The sequence below is a fragment of the Conyzicola nivalis genome, assembly GCF_014639655.1.
Lineage (GTDB): Bacteria > Actinomycetota > Actinomycetes > Actinomycetales > Microbacteriaceae > Conyzicola > Conyzicola nivalis.
On the sequence record NZ_BMGB01000001.1, the window covers coordinates 780,888 to 801,528 of the forward strand.

Sequence of the window (20,641 nt, forward strand, 5' to 3'; positions counted from 1 at the left end):
ACGCCGACACGCGCGGGCCGTTGCCGACACGCCGGGCGAATGTCGGTGGCGATTGACATATTCGAACGTATGTTCGAACATGAAGAGATGCCAGCGGCAGCGTCTTTCCTTTCCCCAGCCGTCCCGGCGAGCCATCCGGCCGTCGGTGAGTACCCCGCGCGCTCGGGCCGGACTCTCGGGGGCACAGATCTCCGGGATTTGGCCGCTGCCGCTGGCGATTCCTCCCCCGCCGACAAGGCGCAGAAGGTGCTCGAACTGCAGTCGCGCATCCGTTCGATGCAGTCGACCAAGCTCGACACCCGCACCCTGCCCACCCACCCGGCCATCGCGCGACTGCTGCCGGGCGGCGGGCTGCAGCAGGGTTCCGTCTACTCCGTCGTCGGCTCGACCACGCTGCTTATGGCGCTGCTCGCCGGTCCCAGCGCCGCGGGGTCCTGGTGCGGCGTCGTGGGTGTGCCCGAGTTCGGCATCGAGGCCGCCGGGCGCTTCGGCATCGACCTCGAGCGTCTCGTGCTCGTGCCCAACCCCGGCGACCAGTGGCTCGGCGTCACGTCGGCTATCGCCGACGTGATGAGCGTCGTCGTCGCCCGGCCGCCGAAGCGCGCGAGCGACGGGGCGGTCGCCCGGCTGGCCGCCCGGCTGCGTCAGCGCGGCTCGACCCTGATCGTGCTGGGTGCCTGGCCGCAGAGCGACGCGATCCTCACCCTCTCGCAGAGCGACTGGAGCGGCCTCGGCGACGGTCACGGCTACCTCGAGGCGCGCCAGGCCACCGTCACGGTCACGAGCAGCACGGGCGGCCGCCCGCGCAGCACCCGGCTGTGGCTGCCCGACCAGGCCGAGCAGTTCCGCGAGGTCACCCCGCTCGGTGCCAGTCACGCTGCGCGCGAGACGCCGATGCGAGAGGCGGCGACCGCATGAGCACGCCGACCCGCACCATGGTGCTGTGGAGCCCCGACTGGCCGGTCACGGCGGCGAGCCGCGATCTCGGCCTCGACGACTCGCTGCCGATCGCCCTGATCGACAAGGGGCTCGTTCTCGCCTGTTCCGCCCCGGCCAGGGCCGAGGGCGTCAAGCGCGGCATCCGCGTGCGCGAGGCGCAGGCGCGCTGCTCGGGGCTCGTGGTGCTGCCGCACCGCCCCGATGTCGACAACCGCGTCTTCGAGCCCGTGATCACCGAGATCGAACGGATGACTCCCGGGGTGCAGCTGCTGCGCCCCGGCAGCCTGGCGATCCGCGCGCGCGGGCCGGCACGCTACTACGGCGGCGAGAAGCCGGCCGCCCTCGCGCTCATCGGCGTGCTCGACGACCTCGGCATTACCGGCGCGCGCGTGGGTATCGCCGACGGACCCTTCACGGCCGAGCAGGCGGCACGGTCGACCGGCACTGCGCGCGCTGCGGTGCGTGTGGTCGCCGAGGGCGCATCCGCCCAGTTTCTGGCCCCGCTCCCCCTCGCGGTCTTCGACCAGCCGCCCCTCGCCGTTCTGCTGCAACGCCTCGGCATCCGCAACCTCGGCGCCTTCGCCGCGCTCGAGGCGACCGACGTGCGCGACCGCTTCGGCGAGCCCGGGGCGCGCGCCCACGCTCTCGCCCGCGGGCTCGACGCGCAGCTGGTGGCGCCGCGCGTTCCCCCCAGACATCTCGAGCAGACGGTGTCGTTCGAACCGGCCCTCGACCGCATCGACCAGGTGAGTTTCGGCGTGCTCGCCCTCGCCGACGCCTTCATCGCCGGGCACATCGCGGCGAAACTCGTCTGCACGGGCATCCGCATCGACATCGAATCCGACTCGGGCGAGGTATCGGGGCGCAGCTGGCTGCACCCGCGGTCGTTCACCGCGAGCGAGGTCGTCGACCGTGTGCGCTGGCAGCTGCAGGGCGGCGCGGCCGAGTCGGGGCTGAGCTCCGGCGTGACGCGCGTCACCGTGACCCCCGAGAACGTCGACTCGGTCGGCAACCACGAGGAGGGGCTGTGGGGTTCGGGGCCCGACGAGCGCATCCATCACGGGCTCTCCCGCGTGCAGGGAATGCTCGGCCACGAGGCCGTGCTCACCGCGGTCGTGAGCGGCGGGCGCACCCTCGGCGACCGCGCGACGCTCGTGGCCTGGGGCGACCGGCCGCCCGCCGTCGCATCCCGCCCGTGGCCGGGGCAACTGCCGCAGCCCGCACCGGCCACGGTGTTCCCCACCGGGCACCCCGTGCACGTGTTCGGCGCCGACGGCCGCGCGGTCACCGTCGACGAGCGCGGCACGCTCTCCGCCGCGCCGGTCGAGTTCAGCGCCGGGTCAGGCTCGAAGCTCCGCAGGGTCACGGCGTGGGCCGGCCCGTGGATCATCGACGAACGCTGGTGGGACGCCGCGACGAGCCGCAGGGCGAGCCGGTTCCAGCTGGTCGACGATTCGGGGCAGGCCTGGCTGCTGGTACTGAACAGCCGCGGCGCCGACGGCTCCGACTGGGTCGCCGAAGCGCGGTACGACTGATGGCCGGGAGCAACTGATGGGCTGGAGCAACCCGCCGATCCCGTGGTCGGAGTTCGAGCGCAAACTCTCCGACGCCAGTCGCCCGAGCACGCTGCCACCCGGTGCCGACGGCGGCGACAGCCCCGCGTGGTCGGCCAAGCGGGGCGCCTTCAGGGCTTCCATGCAGCAGAGGGCGGATGACGCGGGGCTCGTGCCCTACGCCGAGCTGCACGCGCACTCCAGCTTCAGTTTCCTCGACGGCGCGTCCTCCCCCGAGTCGCTCATCGAGGAGGCCGCGCGGCTCGGCCTGCACGGACTCGCCCTCACCGACCACGACGGCTTCTACGGCATCGTGCGCATGGCCGAGGCGGCCGCGGCGCAGAGAATCCTGAACGACCGGGCGCCGGCCACGATCTTCGGCTCCGAGCTCTCGCTCGGGCTGCGCACCCCGCAGAACGGCATCGCCGACCCCGAGGGCAGCCACCTGCTCGTGCTCGCCCGGCAGCGGGAGGGCTACCACCGGCTCGCCCGCGCTCTCACCCACGCGCAGCTCACGGGCGACGAAAAGGGCCGCCCGCTCTACGACCTCGAGCTGCTTTCCGAGCAGTCGGGGGCGGGGCAGTCGGGCGGCGAGTGGACGATCCTCACCGGCTGTCGAAAGGGCGCCGTGCGGCAGGCGCTCACCCGCCCGGGCGTCAACCGCAGCGACAGGGAGCGCGATGCCGCCCGCGAGGTCGACATGCTCGCGGCGCTCTTCGGCCGCGACCGGGTGCTCGTCGAGCTCATCGATCACGGCAACCCGCTCGACAGCGTGCACAACGACGCCCTCGCCGCGATCGCCGCGGCGCAGGGGCTCGGCGTCGTGGCGACCGGCAACGTGCACTTCGCCACCCCGAAGCAGCACCACCTGGCGAGTGCCCTCGCCGCCGTGCGCGCCCGCCGCAGTCTCGACGAGATGGACGGCTGGCTGCCGGCATCCGGCTCGGCGCACCTGCGTTCCGGCGCCGAGATGGCGGCCAGGTTCGCGCGCTACCCCGGCGCGATCGAGCGCACCGTCGAGATCGCCGACGACCTCGGTTTCGAGTTGAGCAGGGCCAAGCCCGAGCTGCCGAAGCAGCGGGTTCCCGAGGGGCACACGCCCATGAGCTGGCTGCGCGAGCTCACCTGGCAGGGAGTCGCCCTGCGTGGCATCGTTTTGAGCCCGGATGACACGGCTCGGGTCGAGAGCGAGCTGCAGGTCATCGAGGACAAAGACTTTCCCGGCTACTTTCTGATCGTGCACGACATCGTGCGTGAGGCCCGCAGCCGCGGCATCCTGTGCCAGGGGCGGGGGTCCGCCGCCAACTCGGCCGTCTGCTACCTGCTGATGATTACGGCGGTCAATCCGATCCAGTACAAGCTGCCGTTCGAACGCTTCCTCTCGAGCATGCGCGAAGAAGAACCAGACATTGACGTCGACTTCGACTCCGACCGGCGCGAGGAGATCATCCAGTACGTCTACGGCAAGTACGGGCGAGTCAACGCGGCGCAGGTGGCCAACGTCATCCAGTACCGGCCGAAGTTCGCGGTGCGCGACATGGCCAAGGCGCTCGGGCACAGCCCCGGCCAGCAAGACGCGTGGTCGAAGCAGGTGGAGCGTCACGGCGCCCTCACCGAGAGCACCGAGCACGACATCCCCGAGGCGGTGGTCGACCTCGCGCTCGAGGTGATGAAGTTCCCGCGGCACATGGGCATCCACTCGGGCGGCATGGTGCTCACCGACCGTCCGGTGGGTGAGGTGGTACCGATCGAACGCGGACGCATGAAAGACCGCACCGTCGTGCAGTGGGACAAGGAAGACTGCGCGTGGATGGGTCTCGTGAAGTTCGACCTGCTGGGTCTCGGCATGCTCTCGGCCCTGCAGCACGGCTTCGACATCGTGCGCGACTCGGTGGGCGACCGCATCGACCTCGACACGATCCCCAAAGAGGAGGCCGGCGTCTACGACATGCTGTGCGCCGCCGACGCGATCGGCGTGTTCCAGGTGGAGTCCCGCGCGCAGATGGGGCTGCTCCCCCGGTTGCAGCCGCGCCGCTTCTACGACCTCGTCGTGCAGATCGCGCTCGTCCGTCCCGGTCCCATCCAGGGCGGCGCCGTGCACCCGTTCGTGCGCCGCAAGCTGGGCGAAGAAGAAGTGACCTACCTGCACCCCAAGCTGAAGAAGCCGCTCGAGCGCACCCTGGGGGTCCCGGTCTTCCAAGAGCAGCTGATGCAGATGGCGATGGAGGTCGGCAACTGCACGGGCGAAGACGCCGACCTGCTGCGCCGTGCCATGGGGTCGAAGCGCGGCATCGAGCGCATCGAGTCGTTGCGCACCAAGCTCTATGCGGGCATGGCGGAGAACGGCATCGAGCCCGCCGTCGCCGACGAGATCTACGGCAAGATCCAGGCCTTCGCCAACTTCGGGTTCGCCGAGAGCCACAGCCTGAGCTTCGCGCTGCTCGTCTACGCGAGCGCGTGGATGAAGCTGCACTACCCGGCCGCGTTCCTCGCCGCGATGCTGCGCGCCCAGCCGATGGGCTTCTACTCGGGACAGAGTCTCGTGGCCGACGCCCGCCGGCACGGGGTCGAGGTGCTGCGGCCCGACATCCTGCTCTCCGGTGTGGGGTCGGGGCTGGAAGGTCTCGATACGGGCGCTAGGGCGCCCTACTCGACCAGCAGCAACTGCCTCGACCGCGAGCAACCACCCGTTCCGCAGACGTTCGACCGTGGCATCCGTCTCGACTATGCGGCGCACCGCCGCGACGCCGCATTCGCCGTGCGTCTGGGGCTCGACGAGGTGAAGGGCATCGGCGCGCCGCTCGCCGGACGCATCGTGGCCGAACGCGAGCGCGGCGGAGACTACTCCTCGATGGCCGACCTGGTGCGCCGGGTCGGGGTGACCACGGCGCAGCTGGAGTTTCTCGCCGCCGCCGGAGCGTTCGACTCGCTCGGCCTCACGCAGCGCGAGGCGTTGTGGACCGCGGGAAGCGCCGCGCAGGACCGCGCCGAGTTCCTCCCCGGGTCGACGGTCACCGTGCAGCCCCCGCTGTTCTCGATGCCGTCCGACGCGGAGCAGCTCAGCTCCGACCTGTGGGCTACCGGCATCTCGCCGACCGACCACCCCATCCGGCACGTGCGGCACCTGCTCGACGCGCGGGGCGTGTACTCCGCCGCCCGCCTGCGCGACGCGGAGAACGGCCGCCGCATCGAGGTGGCCGGCGTCGTGACCCACCGGCAGCGACCGGCGACGGCCAGCGGCATCACGTTCGTGAACCTCGAAGACGAGTCGGGGCTCGTCAACGTGATCTGTTCGGTGGGGGTGTGGAACCGCTACCGGCGTGTCGCACGGGAGGCGCCCGCGATGGTCGTGCGGGGCATTCTCGAGCGCTCCGCCGAGGGCGTCATCAACCTCGTCGCCGACCGCATAGAAGCGCTCACGGTTGGCCAGCAGACGAGTTCACGCGACTTCCGCTGACCACCCAGGGAGTCACCCGCGCGCGACACGGAAAATATTATTTCGTCGAGTTTTGAAGTTATTCCCCATTCCGGCCAATAACTCCTATACCCTTAGCGTGAACTGGCAAGCTCAATCGAGCTTGACGGTAAGGTTCCGACAATCGGAGCCAAGAAGAACGCTCCTGGAGGAGTTTTACATGGCAATTGGCACCGTAAAGTGGTTTAACGCAGAAAAAGGCTTCGGCTTCATTGCTCCCGAGGATGGTAGCCCGGACGTTTTCGCCCACTACTCAGCCATCGCGAGCGGCGGCTACAAGTCCCTCGACGAGAACCAGAAGGTTGAGTTCGACATCACCCAGGGACCCAAGGGTCCCCAGGCGGAGAACATCCGCTCCCTCTAGTCTTTGCAGTAAAGAAGCACAGGCAAGATAGGTAGTACCGATCTAACAGATCAACAAAAACAGCCCCGGTCCTATACCGGGGCTGTTCTTGTTTTAACTGGTTGTCCGAGAAGAGACCTACTGCAGCCCGCGAACGCGCTTGCGCAGGTAGTCGATACGCGCCTGCAGCTGCGTGACGGTGGCCTGGGCGACGGCCGGGCCACCGAGAATCCGGCGCAGCTCGGCGTGGATGAGGCCGTGTGGCTCCCCCGTCATCTTCGACCGGATGCCGACGAGGCTGTTCAGCAGCGTGCGCTGTTCTTTCAGCGTGCGGAACAGCGCGGGCGGATCGCGATCCTCCGCCGGCAGCGCCTTCTGCCGGTCGCCCGACCGCTTGGACTGCCGCGCCTGCCGCTGCTTCAACAGCTCGCGTACCTGGTCGGGTTCGAGCAGGCCGGGGATGCCGATGAAGTCGAGCTCTTCGTCGCTCTCGGGGTCGGCCGCGAAACCGAACTCGCCGCCCTCGTAGAGCACCTTGTCGAAGTTCGCGTCGGACTCGAGCGCCTCCCAGGTGAACTCGTCCTGCAGCAGATCGTCGGAGGTCTTCTCCTCCCGGTTCTCGTCGCTCAGCAGGCCGTCGTCGAGCAGGCCGTCGTCTTGCGTCTCCCGGTCGAGCGCGTGATCGCGCTCGAGTTCCATCGTCGACGCGAGTGCCATCAGGTTGGGGACGCTGGGCAGGAAGATGGTCGCGGTCTCGCCGCGGCGACGCGTGCGCACGAAACGACCGACCGCCTGGGCGAAGTAGAGGGGCGTCGATGCGGATGTCGCGTAGACACCCACGGCGAGGCGGGGCACGTCGACGCCCTCCGACACCATGCGCACCGCCACCATCCAGCGCTGCGACCCCTGGGAGAAGACATCGATGCGCTCGCTCGACTCCTTCTCGTCGGAGAGCACGATCGTGGGCATCTCGCCGGTGAGGCCGTGCAGCACCTTGGCGTAGGCGCGGGCCGTGGTCTGGTCGGTCGCGATGACGAGGCCGCCCGCGTCCGGAACGGCGTGGCGCACCTCGCTGAGCCTGCGGTTCGCGGCCTTGAGCACGGCCGTGATCCAGTCGCCGCCGGGGTCGAGGGCCGTGCGCCAGGCCTGCGAGGTGATGTCTTTTGTGTCGCCCTCGCCGAGCCGGGCCTCCATCTCGTCGCCCATCTTGGTGCGCCACCGCATCTTGCCGGCGTAGGCCATGAAGATGACGGGGCGCACGACACCGTCGGCGAGGGCCCGGCCGTAGCCGTAGTTGTAGTCGGTGATCGACGTGCGGATGCCCTTGTTGTCCGGCGCGTAGCTGACGAAGGGAATGGGGGCGGTGTCGCTGCGGAACGGGGTTCCCGTCAGCGAGAGCCGCCTGGTGGCCGGCCCGAACGCGTCGCGGATGGCGTCGCCCCAGCTGAGCGCGTCGCCGCCGTGGTGGATCTCGTCGAGGATGACGAGGGTGCGCGCGGACTCGGTGATCGTGCGGTGCAGCAGCGGACGTACCGCGACCTGGGCGTAGGTGACGGCGATGCCGTGGAAACGGCGTCCGCCGAACGCCTGGCCGTTGGCGTAGGCCGGGTCGAGCCGGATGCCCACCCGGTGAGCCGCCTCGGCCCACTGCCGCTTGAGATGCTCCGTCGGCGCGACGACGGTGATGCGGTCTACCTCGCGGCGCGCGATCAGCTCGGTCGCGAGGCGCAACGCGAAGGTGGTCTTGCCTGCGCCGGGCGTCGCGGCGGCGAGGAAGTCGCGCGGCTCCTTCTCGAAGTAGGCGTCGAGCGCCTCGGCCTGCCAGGCCCGGAGCGCACTCGCGGTACCGCGGGCCGCGCGCTCGGGATACGACGGCGAGAGGTGCTCGGCGGCGAAGGTTCCGACGTGGGGGTGGAATCCGGTGCCGGGAAGCGGAGCGGGGATCTGCTCGGATTCGTTCGGTGCTGGTTGGCCCTGTGCTGATCCGCTCTGGGCCGCGCCGGTTGATACCGGGGTCTCAGAGGGAGTATTCACTTGATGAAACTTTACCCGCCGTCGCGGGGGTCCGCTGTCAGCGGGCATGCTCGGCGAACGGCATCAGGCGTCTCTGGCGAAGCCTTTGGCCTCGCTCTCGCGGCCTCGGTTGTTGCCGAGGAGCGACGCCTGAGTCACGCTCCCCCGCCCAAACCGGGCGCTCACGGCGTCCATCACGTCTTCTGCGTCGCGCCACGAATCGTCGTCGTCCCATAGGCTCATCTGCCCGCCGCCGCCCTCGGAAAGTTGTTCGACGCGAACGCCCACGAGCCGTACCCGGGCGTGTTGTTTGCCGGTCTGGGCGTAGATCTCGCTCACCTCGTCGTAGATGCGTCGCCCGAGGTCGGTCGACTCGCCGAGGGTGCGGGAGCGGGTGATCGTGGTGAAGTCGCCGAAGCGCAGTTTGAGCACGACCGTGCGCCCCACCGCGCCGCCGCCACGCAGTCGCACGGCGACCATGCCGGAGAGTCGGAGGAGTTCGCGGCGGATGATGGCGGGGTCAGTGACGTCGGTCTCGAAAGTGACCTCGTGCCCGATGCTCTTCTCTACGGCGCGGGGCTGGACGGTGCGAGGGTCGATTCCCCAGGCGAGGTCGTGCAGCTTGCTGCCGCCGGCCTCGCCGACGATGTGCTTGAGCGAGGTGACCGGCGTGTGAGCGAGATCGCCGATGGTGCGGATGCCGTGTTTGGTCAGTGCCTCCTCGGTCTTGCCGCCGACGCCCCACAGGCCGCTGATCGGCAACGGGTGGAGAAAGTCGAGGGTGCCGTCGCGCGGGATGACGAGCAGACCGTCGGGCTTCGCCTTGCTCGAGGCGAGTTTGGCCACGAACTTGGTGGCCGCCGCACCCACGCTGCAGACGAGCCCCGTTTCATCCAACACCCGGCGCCGCAGAATGGTCGCGACGGTGATGGGCGAACCGATGTGCTTGCGCGAGCCGGCGACGTCGAGGAAAGCCTCGTCGATGCCCAGCCGCTCGACCGAGGGGGTGAGTTCGTCGCAGATGGCCATGACCATCGAGGAGAAGTGCTGGTAGCGGTCGAAGTGCGGCTCGAGCACGATCGCCTGAGGGCAGCGCCGCTTCGCGATCGCGAGCGGCATTGCCGAGTTGACGCCGAATTTGCGGGCCTCGTAGGTGGCGGCCGTGACCACCGATCTGGCCGAATCGTGGGCGACGATGACCGGCTTGCCGCGAAGGTCGGGACGCTCGAGCAACTCGACCGAGGCGAAGAACGCGTCCATGTCGACGTGGAGCACGGTGGCGGTGCTGTCGTCGACGTCGACCGCGCTGACCTGGCGCCCGCTGCCGTCTTGTTTGCTCACCGTTCCATCATCCCAGCCCGGTACGACAAAGCGCCCCTTCCCGTAACGGGAAGGGGCGCTCTAAGTCAGCGTGTCGCTAATTATGCGCGACGGCTACCGCGGGTGACGAGGCCGTAGATCAGCAGAACGATGATCGAACCACCGATCGCGAGCAGCCAGGTCTGAATCGAGAAGAAGTCCTCGAGCGGTGCGTTGAAGAGTGCGCTTCCGATGAAGCCACCCAGAAGGGCTCCAACCACACCGAGGATCAGGGTGATGATCCATCCGCCGCCCTGCTTGCCCGGCAGAATAGCCTTTGCGATTGCACCTGCGATAAGGCCCAATACAATCCAGCCAATGATTCCCATGACGACCTCCCAGTCGGTCAGTACTGCAGGTCCCGGGTCTCGGAACCAGCAGTAAGCCAAGCACGCACCTAATTGGGGGGTCAAATACAGCTAAGCTCATTGCCGAATAACCATCACCTGTGCTATGCGACTGGCGATTCTGCGGAACCTGATGCACTCTTAGGTAATGACACAGCAGCACCCGTGGACCAGATACGTCGCCCTGGGCGATTCCTTCAGCGAAGGAATCGGGGATCCGGAGCCGGCGAGTCCCGGAGGATTCCGCGGCTGGGCCGACCGTGTCGCCGAGGTCCTCGCCCAGCAGACCGACGACTTCGCCTACGCGAACCTGGCGATCCGCGGGCGGTTGCTCCAGCAGATCATCGACGAGCAGGTCGAGCCCGCGCTCGCCCTGCGTCCCGATCTCATCTCGATCTCGGCCGGCGGCAACGACATCATCCGCCCCGGTACCGACCCCGACGAGATCTCCTCGCGCCTCGAGGGCGCCGTCGAGCGGCTCACGTCGGACGGGGCGACTGTTGTGCTGTTCAACGGTCCCGACATCGGTACGACGCCTGTGCTCGGCCGCCATCGCGGCAAGGTGGCCATCTACAACGAGAACGTCAGGGGCATCGCGGCGAGACACGACGCCGTGGTCGCCGACATGTGGCCGCTGCGGGAGCTGCGCGACCCGCGCATGTGGGCGCCCGACCGCCTGCACTTCTCCCCCCTCGGCCACCACACGATCGCGCGCATGGTGCTCGCGACGCTCAACGTGCAGAACGACCTCGAGCCGTACGTGCCCGAACCGTTGCCGTCGAGCACGTGGCGCCACGCGCGGGTGGAAGATTTCGGCTGGGCACGCGAGCACTTCATGCCGTGGGTGCTCAGGCGCATCCGGCACCAGTCGTCGGGAGACAACGTCACGGCCAAGCGTCCGGCCTGGCCGGAGGCGGAATAGCCGCCTGACGTGGATCAGGCTGTTTAACGAGGATTGAGCCCGTCGAAATCAGATTTCGACGGGCTCAATCGGTACGCGGGTTTTAGCGGCCGTACCGCATGGCGGCGGGGCAATCGAAGGGATCTCCGCCGGCGGAGAGTCCGACCCGGTTGAGGTACGCGATCACGATCGCGTACGACTCGAGGACGCTCGTCTCGGTGTAGAGGATGTTCTTGCTCTGGCAGTATTCCTTCGTGATCTCGCGGGCACGTTTGAGGTGCGGGCGCGGCATGCTCGGGAACAGGTGGTGCTCGATCTGGTAGTTGAGCCCGCCCATGAAGATGTTCATGTACCAGCCACCGCGGATGTTGCGGCTCGTGAGCACCTGGCGGCGCAGGAAGTCGACCTTGCTGTCCTTCGGGAGAACCGGCATGCCCTTGTGGTTCGGGGCGAACGAGGCTCCCATGTAGAGGCCGAATACGGCCAGCTGGACGCCGAGGAAGGCAAACGCCATTCCGAGCGGCATCACGAGGAACACGGCGGAGATGAAGGCGACGTGGCGCACTGCGAGTAAGACGATTTCGAGCGAACGCTTGTCGACCTTCTTCTTCGGCGAGAATACGGTCATAAAGGCGTGCTGGTGCAGGTTGATGCCTTCGAAGATCAGCACGGGGAAGAACAGCCAGCCCTGGCGGCGGGCGAGGAAGGTGGCGAAGGGACTGGAGACCTTTTCGGCATGTTCCTTCGTGAAGATGATGAAGTCGGTCTCGATGTCGGGGTCTTTGCCCGCGGTGTTCGGGTTCGCGTGATGGCGGGTGTGCTTCGTCATCCACCACGAGTAGCTGATACCAACGAACAGGTCGGCGAGCACACGACCGGTGAGGTCGTTGGCCTTGCCCGACTCGAAGACCTGGCGATGGCTGGCCTCGTGGGCCATGAACGCGTACTGGGTGAAGAGCACGCCCATAACGGCGGCGAGGATGAGGGTGTACCAGGTGCCGCTGAGCAGCACCACTCCGACCCACGACGCGGCCATGAGCAGCGTGATGACGGCGAAGTTGAGAATGTAGAAGGAGCGCTTGCGGTGCAGGAGACCGGCGTCGCGTACGGTGTGCAGCAGAGCGGAGAACTCCGACACCGGGTTGGCCAGCCCGCGCTGGCCCGTCTTGATGATGCGGGCGGCAGGCTGTGATGCTGAATTCGTCACTGGACCTCTATGTCGTTTCGACTTCCCAGTCATGGAGGTGAGCAGGAGCTCTTGGCGGATGTTCGTCAGTCTAGGACGCAACTCTGAGAAACCTGTGCACGCGAAATTGTTTCGCGTGTGGGGTCGAGGTGTGCTAGTCAGAACAGCGCTGCGGGGTTCGTCAGGCGCCACCACGCGCCGGGATCGTCGATCGTCGAGGCGAGCTCTAAGGGGACGGTGATCTGCTCGCCGTCGACCGTGAAGGTGACCTCGCCGACGTCCTTCCCCTTATCGGCCACGCCGACCTCGCCCGCCTCGACGGCGGTGGCCACCGGGCGATCAGACCAGACGACGGCGCTCGAGTCTTTCGTCGCGACGAGGTTGGCGGTGTCGCCCCACGGCGTCGTGTACGTGCCGAACGGCTGGCCCGCCGTCGTGAGCGGGACGACCCGGAAGCTCTCTTCTACGTCGGCGAGCAACGACCGGACCGACACGTTGAGGCTCTTATGGTCGACACCGCCGAGCACGGCGCCCACGATCGTGATCGTCTCGCCGCCCATGACGTAGTCGGCGGCGAACAGCAGGCACGCCCCGGCCTCGTCGAGGGTCCCGGTCTTGATGCCGCGGATGCCGTCGACGCCGAGCAGCGTGTTGCTGTTCTTGAGGTCGCCGACACCGGGGACGGTCTCCGTGCTCGTGCCGACGATGGTGTTGACGACGGGATTGGCGAGGGCGAGCTTTCCCAGCGCGACCAGGTCGCCCGCGGTGCTCACGTTGAGCGGCGACATGCCGGTCGGTTCGACGATCGTCGTCGAGTTGAGTCCGTTGGTCTTCAGCCACTCGTTCGCGACCGGCACGAACTCCTCGACCGACCCGAACGCCCAGGTGACGAGCGACTCGGCGTAGTTGTTGGCCGACTCCACGAGCACGACATCCATCACCTGGCGCTGGCTGAGCACGAGGCCGGCCGTGACCGGCTCGGTGGCGCCGTTGACCGCCCGGTAGGCGTCCCTGATGGCCACGTCTTTCGCGGTGAAGGTGATGTCGGGGCCGGTGTCGCCCACCTCGAGCGGTTTGGCCTGCAGCACGACGAGCGCCGTGACGATCTTGCTGATGGATGCCATGGGTGCGGGCGCCGAGGCTCCCCCGGCCGCCAAGACCCCGTCATAGCCGATCGCTCCCACCGCGCTGGCGCCGAGGGCCGGCCACTCGAGCGCGGCGGCCGGTTGCGCGGCCACCTCGACCGGTGCGACGGCCGCTTCGACGGAGCCGAGGGGTGCGAGCAGGGTCAGCGGCAGATAGAAGACCGTGCCGAGAACGACCGCTGCGGCACCGAAGAACGCCACGCGCCGACGGCGGAGGATTTGGCGACGTGAGGGGGGCATTCGACCATCGTAAGTTAGGCGTACCCGCCATCGACTGAGCGCAGCGGCGGGTGTTCCGTTTCGGGCGCCAGGATGGGCGTCTCCCGGTTGAGGCTCTCGCCGCGGAAGAACGGTTTCGAGCCGGGGAACGCGAACCACAGGGCCATCAACACGACGCCCAGGGCGAGCGATCCGATGCCGACGACGAAGACGCCGCCGATGCCCCAGATCACCGTGTAGCCGTAGTCGGGGTCGAACATGTCGATCGCCGAGAACACGAAGGCGGCGGTGAGCATCAGCGCGCCGAGGAGCGGGAAGACGAGCTTGAAGACTACGTTGTGCGCGTTCGCGAAGAGCTCACCGCGGAAGTACCAGACGCAGGCGAACCCGGTGATCGCGTAGTAGAAGGCAATGGCGAGGCCGAGCGCCAGGATCGTGTCGGAGAGGAAGTCCTCGCTGATGATGGTGAGTGCCACGTAGAAGACGGTAGCGACGACGCCCATAACGAAGGTCGCGAACGCGGGGGTCTTGAATCGCGGATGAACCGTGGCGAATCTCTTCGGCAACGCCTTGTACGCCGCCATGGCGAGGGTGCCGCGGGCGGTCGGCAGGATCGTGGTCTGCGTCGACGACACGGCCGACACCATGACCGCGATGACGAGCAGCCACGCCCACGGCCCGAGAAGCACGTCTTTCAAGGCGAAGAAGACGTCTTCGGCGTTCGTCTCGTTGCCCAGTCCGACGCCGGAGGTGCCGAGACCGGCGTAGGCCATCGTCGCGACCGCGACGCCCACGTAGGTGACGAGGAGGATGACCGTCGAGAGGATCGCGGCGCGACCGGGAGTGCGCTGCGGATCCTTGGTCTCCTCGTTCAGGGCGAGGCAGGTGTCCCACCCCCAGTAGATGAAGATGGCGAGCAGCACGGCCTCGACGAAGGCGGAGGCCGACTCGAAGGCGAACGGGTTGAACCAGTCGAGCTGGGGCGCGGTCGCACCCGCGGGCGCCGTTCCCGTGGCGACCGCGACGACGGCCGCCACCACGAATACCACGAGCGCGAGGTACTGGATGCCGAGCAGTACGTTCTGCAGTCTCTCGCCGATCTCTGTGCCGCGGTAGCTGATCCAGGTCATCACCGCGATGAACACGACCCCGGTCGAGGTGACGACGAACCCGTTCTGGGCGAGTTCCGGGTTGATCAGCAGCCAGAAGTACTTGCCGCCGATCTGCGCGAGGTTGGACAGCACCACCATGCCCGCGACCGCGACGCCCCACCCGCCCATCCACCCCACCCACGGCCCGAAGGCCTTGGTCGCCCAGGTGAACGTGGTGCCGCAGTCGGGCACCTCGCGGTTCAACTCGCGGTAGGCGAAGGCGATGAGGAACATCGGCACGAACGCGATGATGAAGGCGATCGGCGCCTGCGCTCCGACCACCAACACGACGAAGCCGAGGGTCGCCGCGAGCGAGTACACCGGGGCCGTCGAGGCGAGCCCGATGACCGTCGAACCGACGAGGCCGAGCGTGCCGGTAGCGAGACCTTTTCCGGTGCTCGTCGGGCTGGTTTTCTGGTCAGACATCGCCGTCTCCCCTCGGGTGGTACCGAGATACTACAACCTGACCGTCAGCCGTGACGTTGTGGAGCGTTTAGGTTCTGACCCCCGATCGGGGGTAGGGTCGGGAACATGACGAATATTGTTCAGTACCGCATTCAGTTCGAGTGCCTCGGCGCACCGGCACTCGCAACGCGTATGACAGCGTCAGTGAACGAGATCTCCGGCAGTCTCCCTCTGCACCTCGTCGACCCCTCGGACCGCGAACTCCAGGTGGTGCCCGGGGTATGGCGGTACCGGTCGCGCGACCCGCGGTCCCGCGTCGCCACCTACACGCGGCCGGCGACGGAGCACGAGCGCGTGCTGGCCAACTCCTCGTTCTAGATCAGCGCACCCGCAGGGTATAGAGGGCAACCGCACTGGCGGCGGCGACGTTGAGCGAATCGACGCCGTGCATCATGGGGATGGTCACGACCGTGTCGGAGTTTTCCAGCGCGGCCCGACTGAGCCCGTCGCCCTCGGAACCGAGCAGTACCGCCACCTTTTCTGGCATAGATGACGCGAAGGTGTCGAGTTCGACGGCGCTGTCCGACAGCGCGAGTGCGGCGATGTGGAAACCGGCCGCCCGCAGCTGCTCGGCGCCCTCCGGCCACTCGGGCAGACGGGTCCACGGCACCTGCAACACCGTTCCCATGCTCACCCGCACGCTGCGCCGGTACAGCGGGTCGGCACAGCGCGGCGTGATGAGCACGGCGTCGGCCCCGAGCCCAGCGACCGAGCGGAAGATCGCGCCGACGTTGGTGTGGTCGACGATGTCCTCGAGCACCACGACGCGACGGGCGCCGTCGAGCAGGTCGGCGACGGCGGCGAGCGGCGGGCGGTGCATCGACGCGATGGCGCCTCGGTGCATGTCGAATCCGGTGAGCTGCTTGAGCAGGTCGGGCGCCCCGACGAAAACCGGAACGTCGTCGAAGTCGTAGGCGGCGAGCAGCCGCTCGACGTCGGGCAGCCACTGTTCGATGAGCAGGAACGACCGCGGGCGGTGCCCGGCAGCGAGGGCGCGTTCGATCACCTTCGTGGACTCGGCGAGGTAGAGGCCACCGGCGGGTTCGCTCACGCGTCGCAGCGCGACATCCGTCAACGATCTGAAATCGCGCAGCTCGTCGCGCTCGAGGTCGGTGATTCTCTCGATGCGCATGCGGGAACGTCCATTTCTGCAGGGGTGAGGGCGCCGGCGAGGAGACACTGCCAGCAATCGGAAACATTTCGGCAAAGGAACACGTTTACTCTGGAGGTAGCTCGACCGGGAGGAGGAAACGCGTGACATTGCCACAGGTCCATTCTCCCGCGAATCCCGACGAGGGAAGCCCAGACTCCCGGCTCGACGAGGCCGTCGCCCTACTGAAGGGTCGACGTATCGCGATCCTCACCGGTGCCGGGCTCAGCACCGACTCCGGAATCCCCGACTACCGCGGCGAGGGCGCGCCCGTCCGCTCCCCCATGACGTTCTCGCAGTACCTGGGCGACCTGACCTACCGCAAGCGCTACTGGGCGGGCAGCCACCTCGGCTGGAAGCGCTTCGCCGCCGCGGCACCCAACGCCGGCCACCGCGCCGTCGCCGACCTCGAACGCGCGGGCCTCATCAACGGCGTCATCACCCAGAACGTCGACGGGCTGCACCTGCGCGCCGGGTCGCAGCGGGTCGTCGACCTGCACGGGTCGATGGACCGCGTGCGCTGCCTCACCTGCGGGCAGTACTACGCCCGCGGCGACATCGCCGCCCGCCTCGCTGCCGCGAACCCCTGGCTCGACGACGAGGCCGCGATCGAGCTCTCCCCCGACGGAGACGTGCAGATCGCCTCGGTCGACGAGTTCGTCGTGCCCGAGTGCAGCGTGTGCGGCGGCCTGCTCAAGCCCGACGTCGTGTTCTTCGGGGAATTCGTGCCCGTGGATAAGTTCACGGAGGCCTCCGCCCTCGTGCAGAGCGCCGAGGCGTTCATCGTGGCCGGTTCGTCGCTCATGGTGAACTCAGGAATCCGTCTGCTCGATCAGGCGGTCAAGAAGAAGCTGCCCGTCGTCGTGATCAACCGCGGCGTGACCAAGGGCGACTCCCGAGCTGCGGTTAAGATCGATGCAGGAACCTCGGAGACGCTCGTCTCCCTGCTGGAGCGGCTGCCCGTCTAGGCCGCTCGCGGGTGCGGTTCTCGAACCGAGGACCACCGAATGACCACGATCTACCTCGTCCGACACGGCGAAACCGACTGGAACCGCGCGCGCCGCATCCAGGGCAGCACCGACATCCCGCTCAACCAGACCGGCCGCGACCAGGCGGCCGTCACGGGCGCGCTGCTGGCGAGCCGGCAGTGGGACGGCGTGTACGCGAGTCCGCTCGCGCGGGCCTACGAGACCGGCGCGATCATCGCGGACCAGCTCGGTCTGCCGGCGCCCGAGGCCGTGCCGGAGGTGGCCGAGCGTCGCTACGGCGAGGCCGAGGGTCTCACCGGCGACGAGATCGACGCCCGCTTCCCCGGCGACACCCCCGTGCCCGGCCGCGAATCGCGCGAGGAGGTCGCCGCGAGGGTCATCCCCGCGATCGTCGCCCTCGCCGAACGCCACCCGGGCGAGAACATCGTGCTGGTGAGCCACGGCGGCGTGATCCGCACGATTCTGGGTGTCGTCGCCCCCGACGAACACCCGGAGCCGATCCGCAACGGGTCGGTGCACAGCTTCCGCCACACCGACGGCACGCTCGACCTCATCGCCTTCGACGATCCGATCGAGGTACAGTCGCTCGCCTGCGCGACCGACGACATCGAAGACCAGAACGCCGTGGAGTCGCGCGACTCGCTCGTCTAGTTGGCCACGGCCGACTGCTCGGCCAGACTGCCCGCCCCGAGGAAGTCGACGATGAAGCCGGCGGCCTCGCGGGACTTCTCGTAGTGGATGAGGTGCCCCACGTCGGGAATGACGTGCAGCGTGGCATCCGTCATCTCGTCGCGAAGCGCCTCCAACTGGGGCACGGTGGTGATGAGATCGTGTTCTGCCCCGATGAGCAGGGTCGGTACCGAGATGTCGGATGCGACCGAGGTCACGTCGTTGCCGATGGATGCCTCGAAGCCCTCCACCACGGTGCGGCGGTCTGAGAACCTGCCGAAATAGGTGTGGTGCTGGTCGTGCACGAAGCGTCGCAGCCGCTTGTCCCTCGTCTTCACCAGGGACAGGCTCATAAAGCGGATGACGAGCCAGTTGTCGAGGAGCCAGTAGCCGACCTTCTCCGGCAGGGCCATCGCGAGTTTGTAGTACACGACGGTGCCCTGCGTGCGGATCTTGCCTGGACCCTCGAGCGCGTTCGCGGCGATCGGGTTGACGAGCACGAGCTTGGGGGTCGAGACGAGTCCCTTCGCCACCGCGTACGAGGTGACAAGGGTGCCGAACGAGTGGCCGAGCACGATCGCCGAGCCGCCGGGCGCGACGGCGGCCACGAACGCCGCGTACCAGGCCGCGTAGCCGGCGACGTCGTGCTTCACGCCGGGCATGGCGGGCGATTCGCCGAAACCGGGGAGGTCGGGGCTGATGATCCTGATGTCACGCAACTGCGCCACGACGGGCTCGAGCCCGTGGTGTTCGCCGCGGTAGCCGTGGCAGATCACGACGGTCGTCGCCGCGTCGTCGGGGCCGTAGACCCAGTAGTGGGTCTCGGCGCCGAGGATCGAGACGGTTTCGCGGCGGACCGGCAACTCGGCGAGCAGGGCGGCAAAGGGAGATTCGACAGTCATCCCGTTCAGTCTAGGCACGGGTCGCTCCTCGGCCGCGCGACGTGCGCCCCTAGACTCTTTTCGGCACGCGTTTCCGTGTAGCCGCTGCCGCACCGAGGAGTCACGTGACCTTTACCGCCCCCATCCAGTTGCCCGGACTCGCCCTCGACCCGCAGTGGTACCGACGCGCCGTGTTCTACGAAGTCATGGTGCGGTCGTTCGTCGACAGCAACGGTGACGGGGCGGGCGACCTGCAGGGCGTCGTGCAGAAGCTGGACTACCTGCAGTGGCTCGGGATCGACGCGCTCTGGCTTCCGCCCTTCTTCAACTCGCCGTTGCGCGACGGCGGCTACGACGTCTCCGACTTCACGTCGATCCTGCCCGACTTCGGCACACTCGACGAGTTCCGCGACCTCGTGACGAAGGTGCACGAGCGCAACATGCGCGTCATCATCGACCTGCCGGTGAACCACACCTCCGACGCACACGACTGGTTCCAGCAGTCGCGCTCGAACCCGGACGGCCCCTACGGCGACTTCTACGTGTGGAGCGACACCGACGAGAAGTACAAGGACATCCGGGTCATCTTCGTCGACACGGAGGAGTCGAACTGGGCCTTCGACTCCGAGCGCCGTCAGTTCTACTTCCACCGGTTCTTCTCGCACCAGCCCGACCTCAACTTCGAGAACCCCGCCGTGCACGATGCCATGTTCCAGATCGTCCGCTTCTGGCTCGACATGGGCGTCGACGGTTTCCGGCTCGACGCGATCCCCTATCTCTACGAGAGCGAAGAGGGCAACGGCGAGGGCGAACCTGAGACCCACGCGTTCATCCGCAAGCTGCGCGCCATGGTCGATGCCGAGTACCCCGGACGCGTGATGATCGCCGAGGCCAACCAGTGGCCGAGCGAGGTCGCGGAGTTCCTCGGAACGAACGAAGACCCCGAGTGCCACATGGCCTTCGACTTCCCGGTGATGCCCCGCATCTTCTACTCCCTGCGTTCCCAGCAGGCCGGCGAGCTGGTGCGCGTCCTCTCGGAGCACACGTCGATTCCGGATGGCGCGGGCTGGGGTGTCTTCCTGCGCAACCACGACGAGCTCACGCTCGAGATGGTGAACGAGGAATACCGCCAGGCCATGTACGGCTGGTACGCCTACGACCCGCGCATGCGCGCCAACATCGGCATCCGCCGCCGGCTCGCCCCCCTGCTCGACAACTCGCGCGCCGAACTCGAGCTCGCGCACGCGCTGCTCTTCTCGCTGCAGGGCAGCCCGTTCCTCTATTACGGCGACGAGATCGGCATGGGTGACAACATCTGGCTGCCCGACCGCGACTCCTCCCGAACGCCGATGCAGTGGACCCCCGACCGCAATGCCGGCTTCTCGACGGCAGACCCCGGCAAGCTCTACCTTCCGGTCGTGCAGTCGCTCGTCTACAACTACCAGCAGGTGAACGTGGAGGCGCAGCTCGCACAGTCGCGCTCGCTGCTGCACTGGATCCGCAATGTGATCCACGTCCGCAAGGGTCATCCGACCTTCGGCCTCGGAACACTGCGCGTGCTCGAGACGAACCACGAATCGGTGCTCGCCTTCGTGCGCGAGTACAAGGGGTCCGGCACCCACTTCGGCGACCTGCCCGAGAAGGTGCTCTGCGTCTTCAGCTTCGCCCACAACCCCGTGTCGGTCACGATCACCGACCCGGAAAACCCCGGCGAGGTGCTCTACGACCTCTTCGGCGGCGGGGAGTTCCCGTCGGTCGGCGACGACGGTCGGTTGAACCTGACCCTCGCGACCCAGAGCTTCTACTGGCTGCACGTGGGCGGAGCCCACTTTGCCGGTGGTCGCGTTTAGAGTGAC

General features: G+C 67.8%; 17 protein-coding genes. 9 read left to right on the forward strand and 8 right to left on the reverse strand.

Translation table 11 applies throughout. The features are described 5' to 3' along the window. Window positions 1-198 precede the first annotated feature (198 nt). From imuA' to IEV96_RS03830, 4 genes are all read left to right on the forward strand, one after another. Window positions 199-918, forward strand: a complete 720-nt coding sequence (imuA', locus tag IEV96_RS03815; protein WP_229733034.1) for a DnaE2-dependent mutagenesis accessory factor ImuA' — start codon at window positions 199-201, stop codon at window positions 916-918. Continuing rightward, complete coding sequence (locus tag IEV96_RS03820) at window positions 915-2,474, forward strand: DNA polymerase Y family protein (protein WP_188509361.1); 1,560 nt, start codon at window positions 915-917, stop codon at window positions 2,472-2,474. The genes imuA' and IEV96_RS03820 overlap by 4 nt, the downstream gene beginning before the upstream one ends. Window positions 2,475-2,490: 16 nt before the next feature. Beyond that, complete coding sequence (locus tag IEV96_RS03825) at window positions 2,491-5,949, forward strand: error-prone DNA polymerase (protein WP_188509362.1); 3,459 nt, start codon at window positions 2,491-2,493, stop codon at window positions 5,947-5,949. Window positions 5,950-6,127: 178 nt separating this feature from the next. Beyond that, window positions 6,128-6,331: a cold-shock protein gene (locus IEV96_RS03830; RefSeq protein WP_131418413.1), complete on the forward strand. Its 204-nt coding sequence runs from the start codon at window positions 6,128-6,130 to the stop codon at window positions 6,329-6,331. 117 nt (window positions 6,332-6,448) lie between these two features. Here IEV96_RS03830 and IEV96_RS03835 read toward each other — a convergent pair whose 3' ends face one another. From IEV96_RS03835 to IEV96_RS03845, 3 genes are all read right to left on the reverse strand, one after another. Further along, window positions 6,449-8,254 (reverse strand): DEAD/DEAH box helicase, encoded by a 1,806-nt coding sequence (locus IEV96_RS03835; RefSeq protein ID WP_229733347.1) that lies wholly within the window; start codon window positions 8,252-8,254, stop codon window positions 6,449-6,451. A gap of 153 nt (window positions 8,255-8,407) precedes the next feature. Beyond that, complete coding sequence (dinB, locus tag IEV96_RS03840) at window positions 8,408-9,664, reverse strand: DNA polymerase IV (protein WP_188509364.1); 1,257 nt, start codon at window positions 9,662-9,664, stop codon at window positions 8,408-8,410. A gap of 80 nt (window positions 9,665-9,744) precedes the next feature. Continuing rightward, the gene (locus IEV96_RS03845; protein WP_188509365.1) at window positions 9,745-10,011 is read right to left on the reverse strand and encodes a GlsB/YeaQ/YmgE family stress response membrane protein; all 267 of its coding nucleotides are present in this window, start codon (window positions 10,009-10,011) and stop codon (window positions 9,745-9,747) included. Between the two features lie 166 nt (window positions 10,012-10,177). Here IEV96_RS03845 and IEV96_RS03850 point away from each other — a divergent pair, with 166 nt between their 5' ends. Next, window positions 10,178-10,951: an SGNH/GDSL hydrolase family protein gene (locus IEV96_RS03850; protein ID WP_188509366.1), complete on the forward strand. Its 774-nt coding sequence runs from the start codon at window positions 10,178-10,180 to the stop codon at window positions 10,949-10,951. Between the two features lie 82 nt (window positions 10,952-11,033). Here the strand turns inward: IEV96_RS03850 and IEV96_RS03855 are convergent, their stop codons facing one another. The 3 genes from IEV96_RS03855 to IEV96_RS03865 all read right to left on the reverse strand — a co-directional run bounded on the left by IEV96_RS03855 (window position 11,034) and on the right by IEV96_RS03865 (window position 15,057). Further along, window positions 11,034-12,137 carry a fatty acid desaturase family protein gene (locus IEV96_RS03855; protein WP_229733036.1) on the reverse strand — a complete coding sequence of 368 codons (1,104 nt, stop codon included), beginning with the start codon at window positions 12,135-12,137 and terminating at the stop codon, window positions 11,034-11,036. A gap of 137 nt (window positions 12,138-12,274) precedes the next feature. After that, window positions 12,275-13,501, reverse strand: a complete 1,227-nt coding sequence (locus IEV96_RS03860) for a D-alanyl-D-alanine carboxypeptidase family protein (protein WP_188509368.1) — start codon at window positions 13,499-13,501, stop codon at window positions 12,275-12,277. 14 nt (window positions 13,502-13,515) lie between these two features. After that, on the reverse strand, window positions 13,516-15,057 hold the full coding sequence (locus IEV96_RS03865) for an APC family permease (protein ID WP_188509369.1): 1,542 nt from the start codon (window positions 15,055-15,057) through the stop codon (window positions 13,516-13,518). Window positions 15,058-15,162: 105 nt separating this feature from the next. Between IEV96_RS03865 and IEV96_RS03870 the strand changes: the two genes are divergently transcribed. Beyond that, window positions 15,163-15,414, forward strand: a complete 252-nt coding sequence (locus IEV96_RS03870) for a hypothetical protein (RefSeq protein ID WP_188509370.1) — start codon at window positions 15,163-15,165, stop codon at window positions 15,412-15,414. 1 nt (window position 15,415) lies between these two features. Here IEV96_RS03870 and IEV96_RS03875 read toward each other — a convergent pair whose 3' ends face one another. Next, window positions 15,416-16,228, reverse strand: a complete 813-nt coding sequence (locus IEV96_RS03875; RefSeq protein ID WP_188509371.1) for a TrmH family RNA methyltransferase — start codon at window positions 16,226-16,228, stop codon at window positions 15,416-15,418. 122 nt (window positions 16,229-16,350) lie between these two features. Between IEV96_RS03875 and IEV96_RS03880 the strand changes: the two genes are divergently transcribed. Both IEV96_RS03880 and IEV96_RS03885 read left to right on the forward strand, forming a co-directional pair. Continuing rightward, a complete protein-coding gene (locus IEV96_RS03880; protein WP_229733037.1) occupies window positions 16,351-17,214 on the forward strand; it encodes a Sir2 family NAD-dependent protein deacetylase in 864 nt (287 codons plus the stop codon). Between the two features lie 39 nt (window positions 17,215-17,253). After that, entirely contained in the window at window positions 17,254-17,886 is a 633-nt protein-coding gene (locus tag IEV96_RS03885) for a histidine phosphatase family protein (protein WP_188509372.1), read from the forward strand. On the opposite strand, the gene IEV96_RS03890 is transcribed toward IEV96_RS03885, so the two are convergent. Next, entirely contained in the window at window positions 17,883-18,806 is a 924-nt protein-coding gene (locus tag IEV96_RS03890) for an alpha/beta fold hydrolase (protein WP_188509373.1), read from the reverse strand. The two genes, IEV96_RS03885 and IEV96_RS03890, sit on opposite strands and share 4 nt — an antisense overlap. Before the next feature lie 104 nt (window positions 18,807-18,910). Here IEV96_RS03890 and treS point away from each other — a divergent pair, with 104 nt between their 5' ends. Continuing rightward, entirely contained in the window at window positions 18,911-20,635 is a 1,725-nt protein-coding gene (gene treS, locus IEV96_RS03895; RefSeq protein WP_188509374.1) for a maltose alpha-D-glucosyltransferase, read from the forward strand. Window positions 20,636-20,641 lie beyond the last annotated feature (6 nt).

Bases quoted from the DNA above. Each gene is read 5' to 3' on its own strand.
- IEV96_RS03830 (WP_131418413.1), top strand. From the start codon at position 6,128: ATGGCAATTGGCACCGTAAAGTGGTTTAACGCAGAAAAAGGCTTCGGC.
- IEV96_RS03865 (WP_188509369.1), bottom strand. From the start codon at position 15,057: ATGTCTGACCAGAAAACCAGCCCGACGAGCACCGGAAAAGGTCTCGCT.
- IEV96_RS03875 (WP_188509371.1), bottom strand. From the start codon at position 16,228: ATGCGCATCGAGAGAATCACCGACCTCGAGCGCGACGAGCTGCGCGAT.
- IEV96_RS03850 (WP_188509366.1), top strand. From the start codon at position 10,178: ATGACACAGCAGCACCCGTGGACCAGATACGTCGCCCTGGGCGATTCC.
- IEV96_RS03885 (WP_188509372.1), top strand. From the start codon at position 17,254: ATGACCACGATCTACCTCGTCCGACACGGCGAAACCGACTGGAACCGC.
- IEV96_RS03860 (WP_188509368.1), bottom strand. From the start codon at position 13,501: ATGCCCCCCTCACGTCGCCAAATCCTCCGCCGTCGGCGCGTGGCGTTC.
- IEV96_RS03845 (WP_188509365.1), bottom strand. From the start codon at position 10,011: ATGGGAATCATTGGCTGGATTGTATTGGGCCTTATCGCAGGTGCAATC.
- IEV96_RS03890 (WP_188509373.1), bottom strand. From the start codon at position 18,806: ATGACTGTCGAATCTCCCTTTGCCGCCCTGCTCGCCGAGTTGCCGGTC.
- IEV96_RS03820 (WP_188509361.1), top strand. From the start codon at position 915: ATGAGCACGCCGACCCGCACCATGGTGCTGTGGAGCCCCGACTGGCCG.
- IEV96_RS03870 (WP_188509370.1), top strand. From the start codon at position 15,163: ATGACGAATATTGTTCAGTACCGCATTCAGTTCGAGTGCCTCGGCGCA.
- IEV96_RS03825 (WP_188509362.1), top strand. From the start codon at position 2,491: ATGGGCTGGAGCAACCCGCCGATCCCGTGGTCGGAGTTCGAGCGCAAA.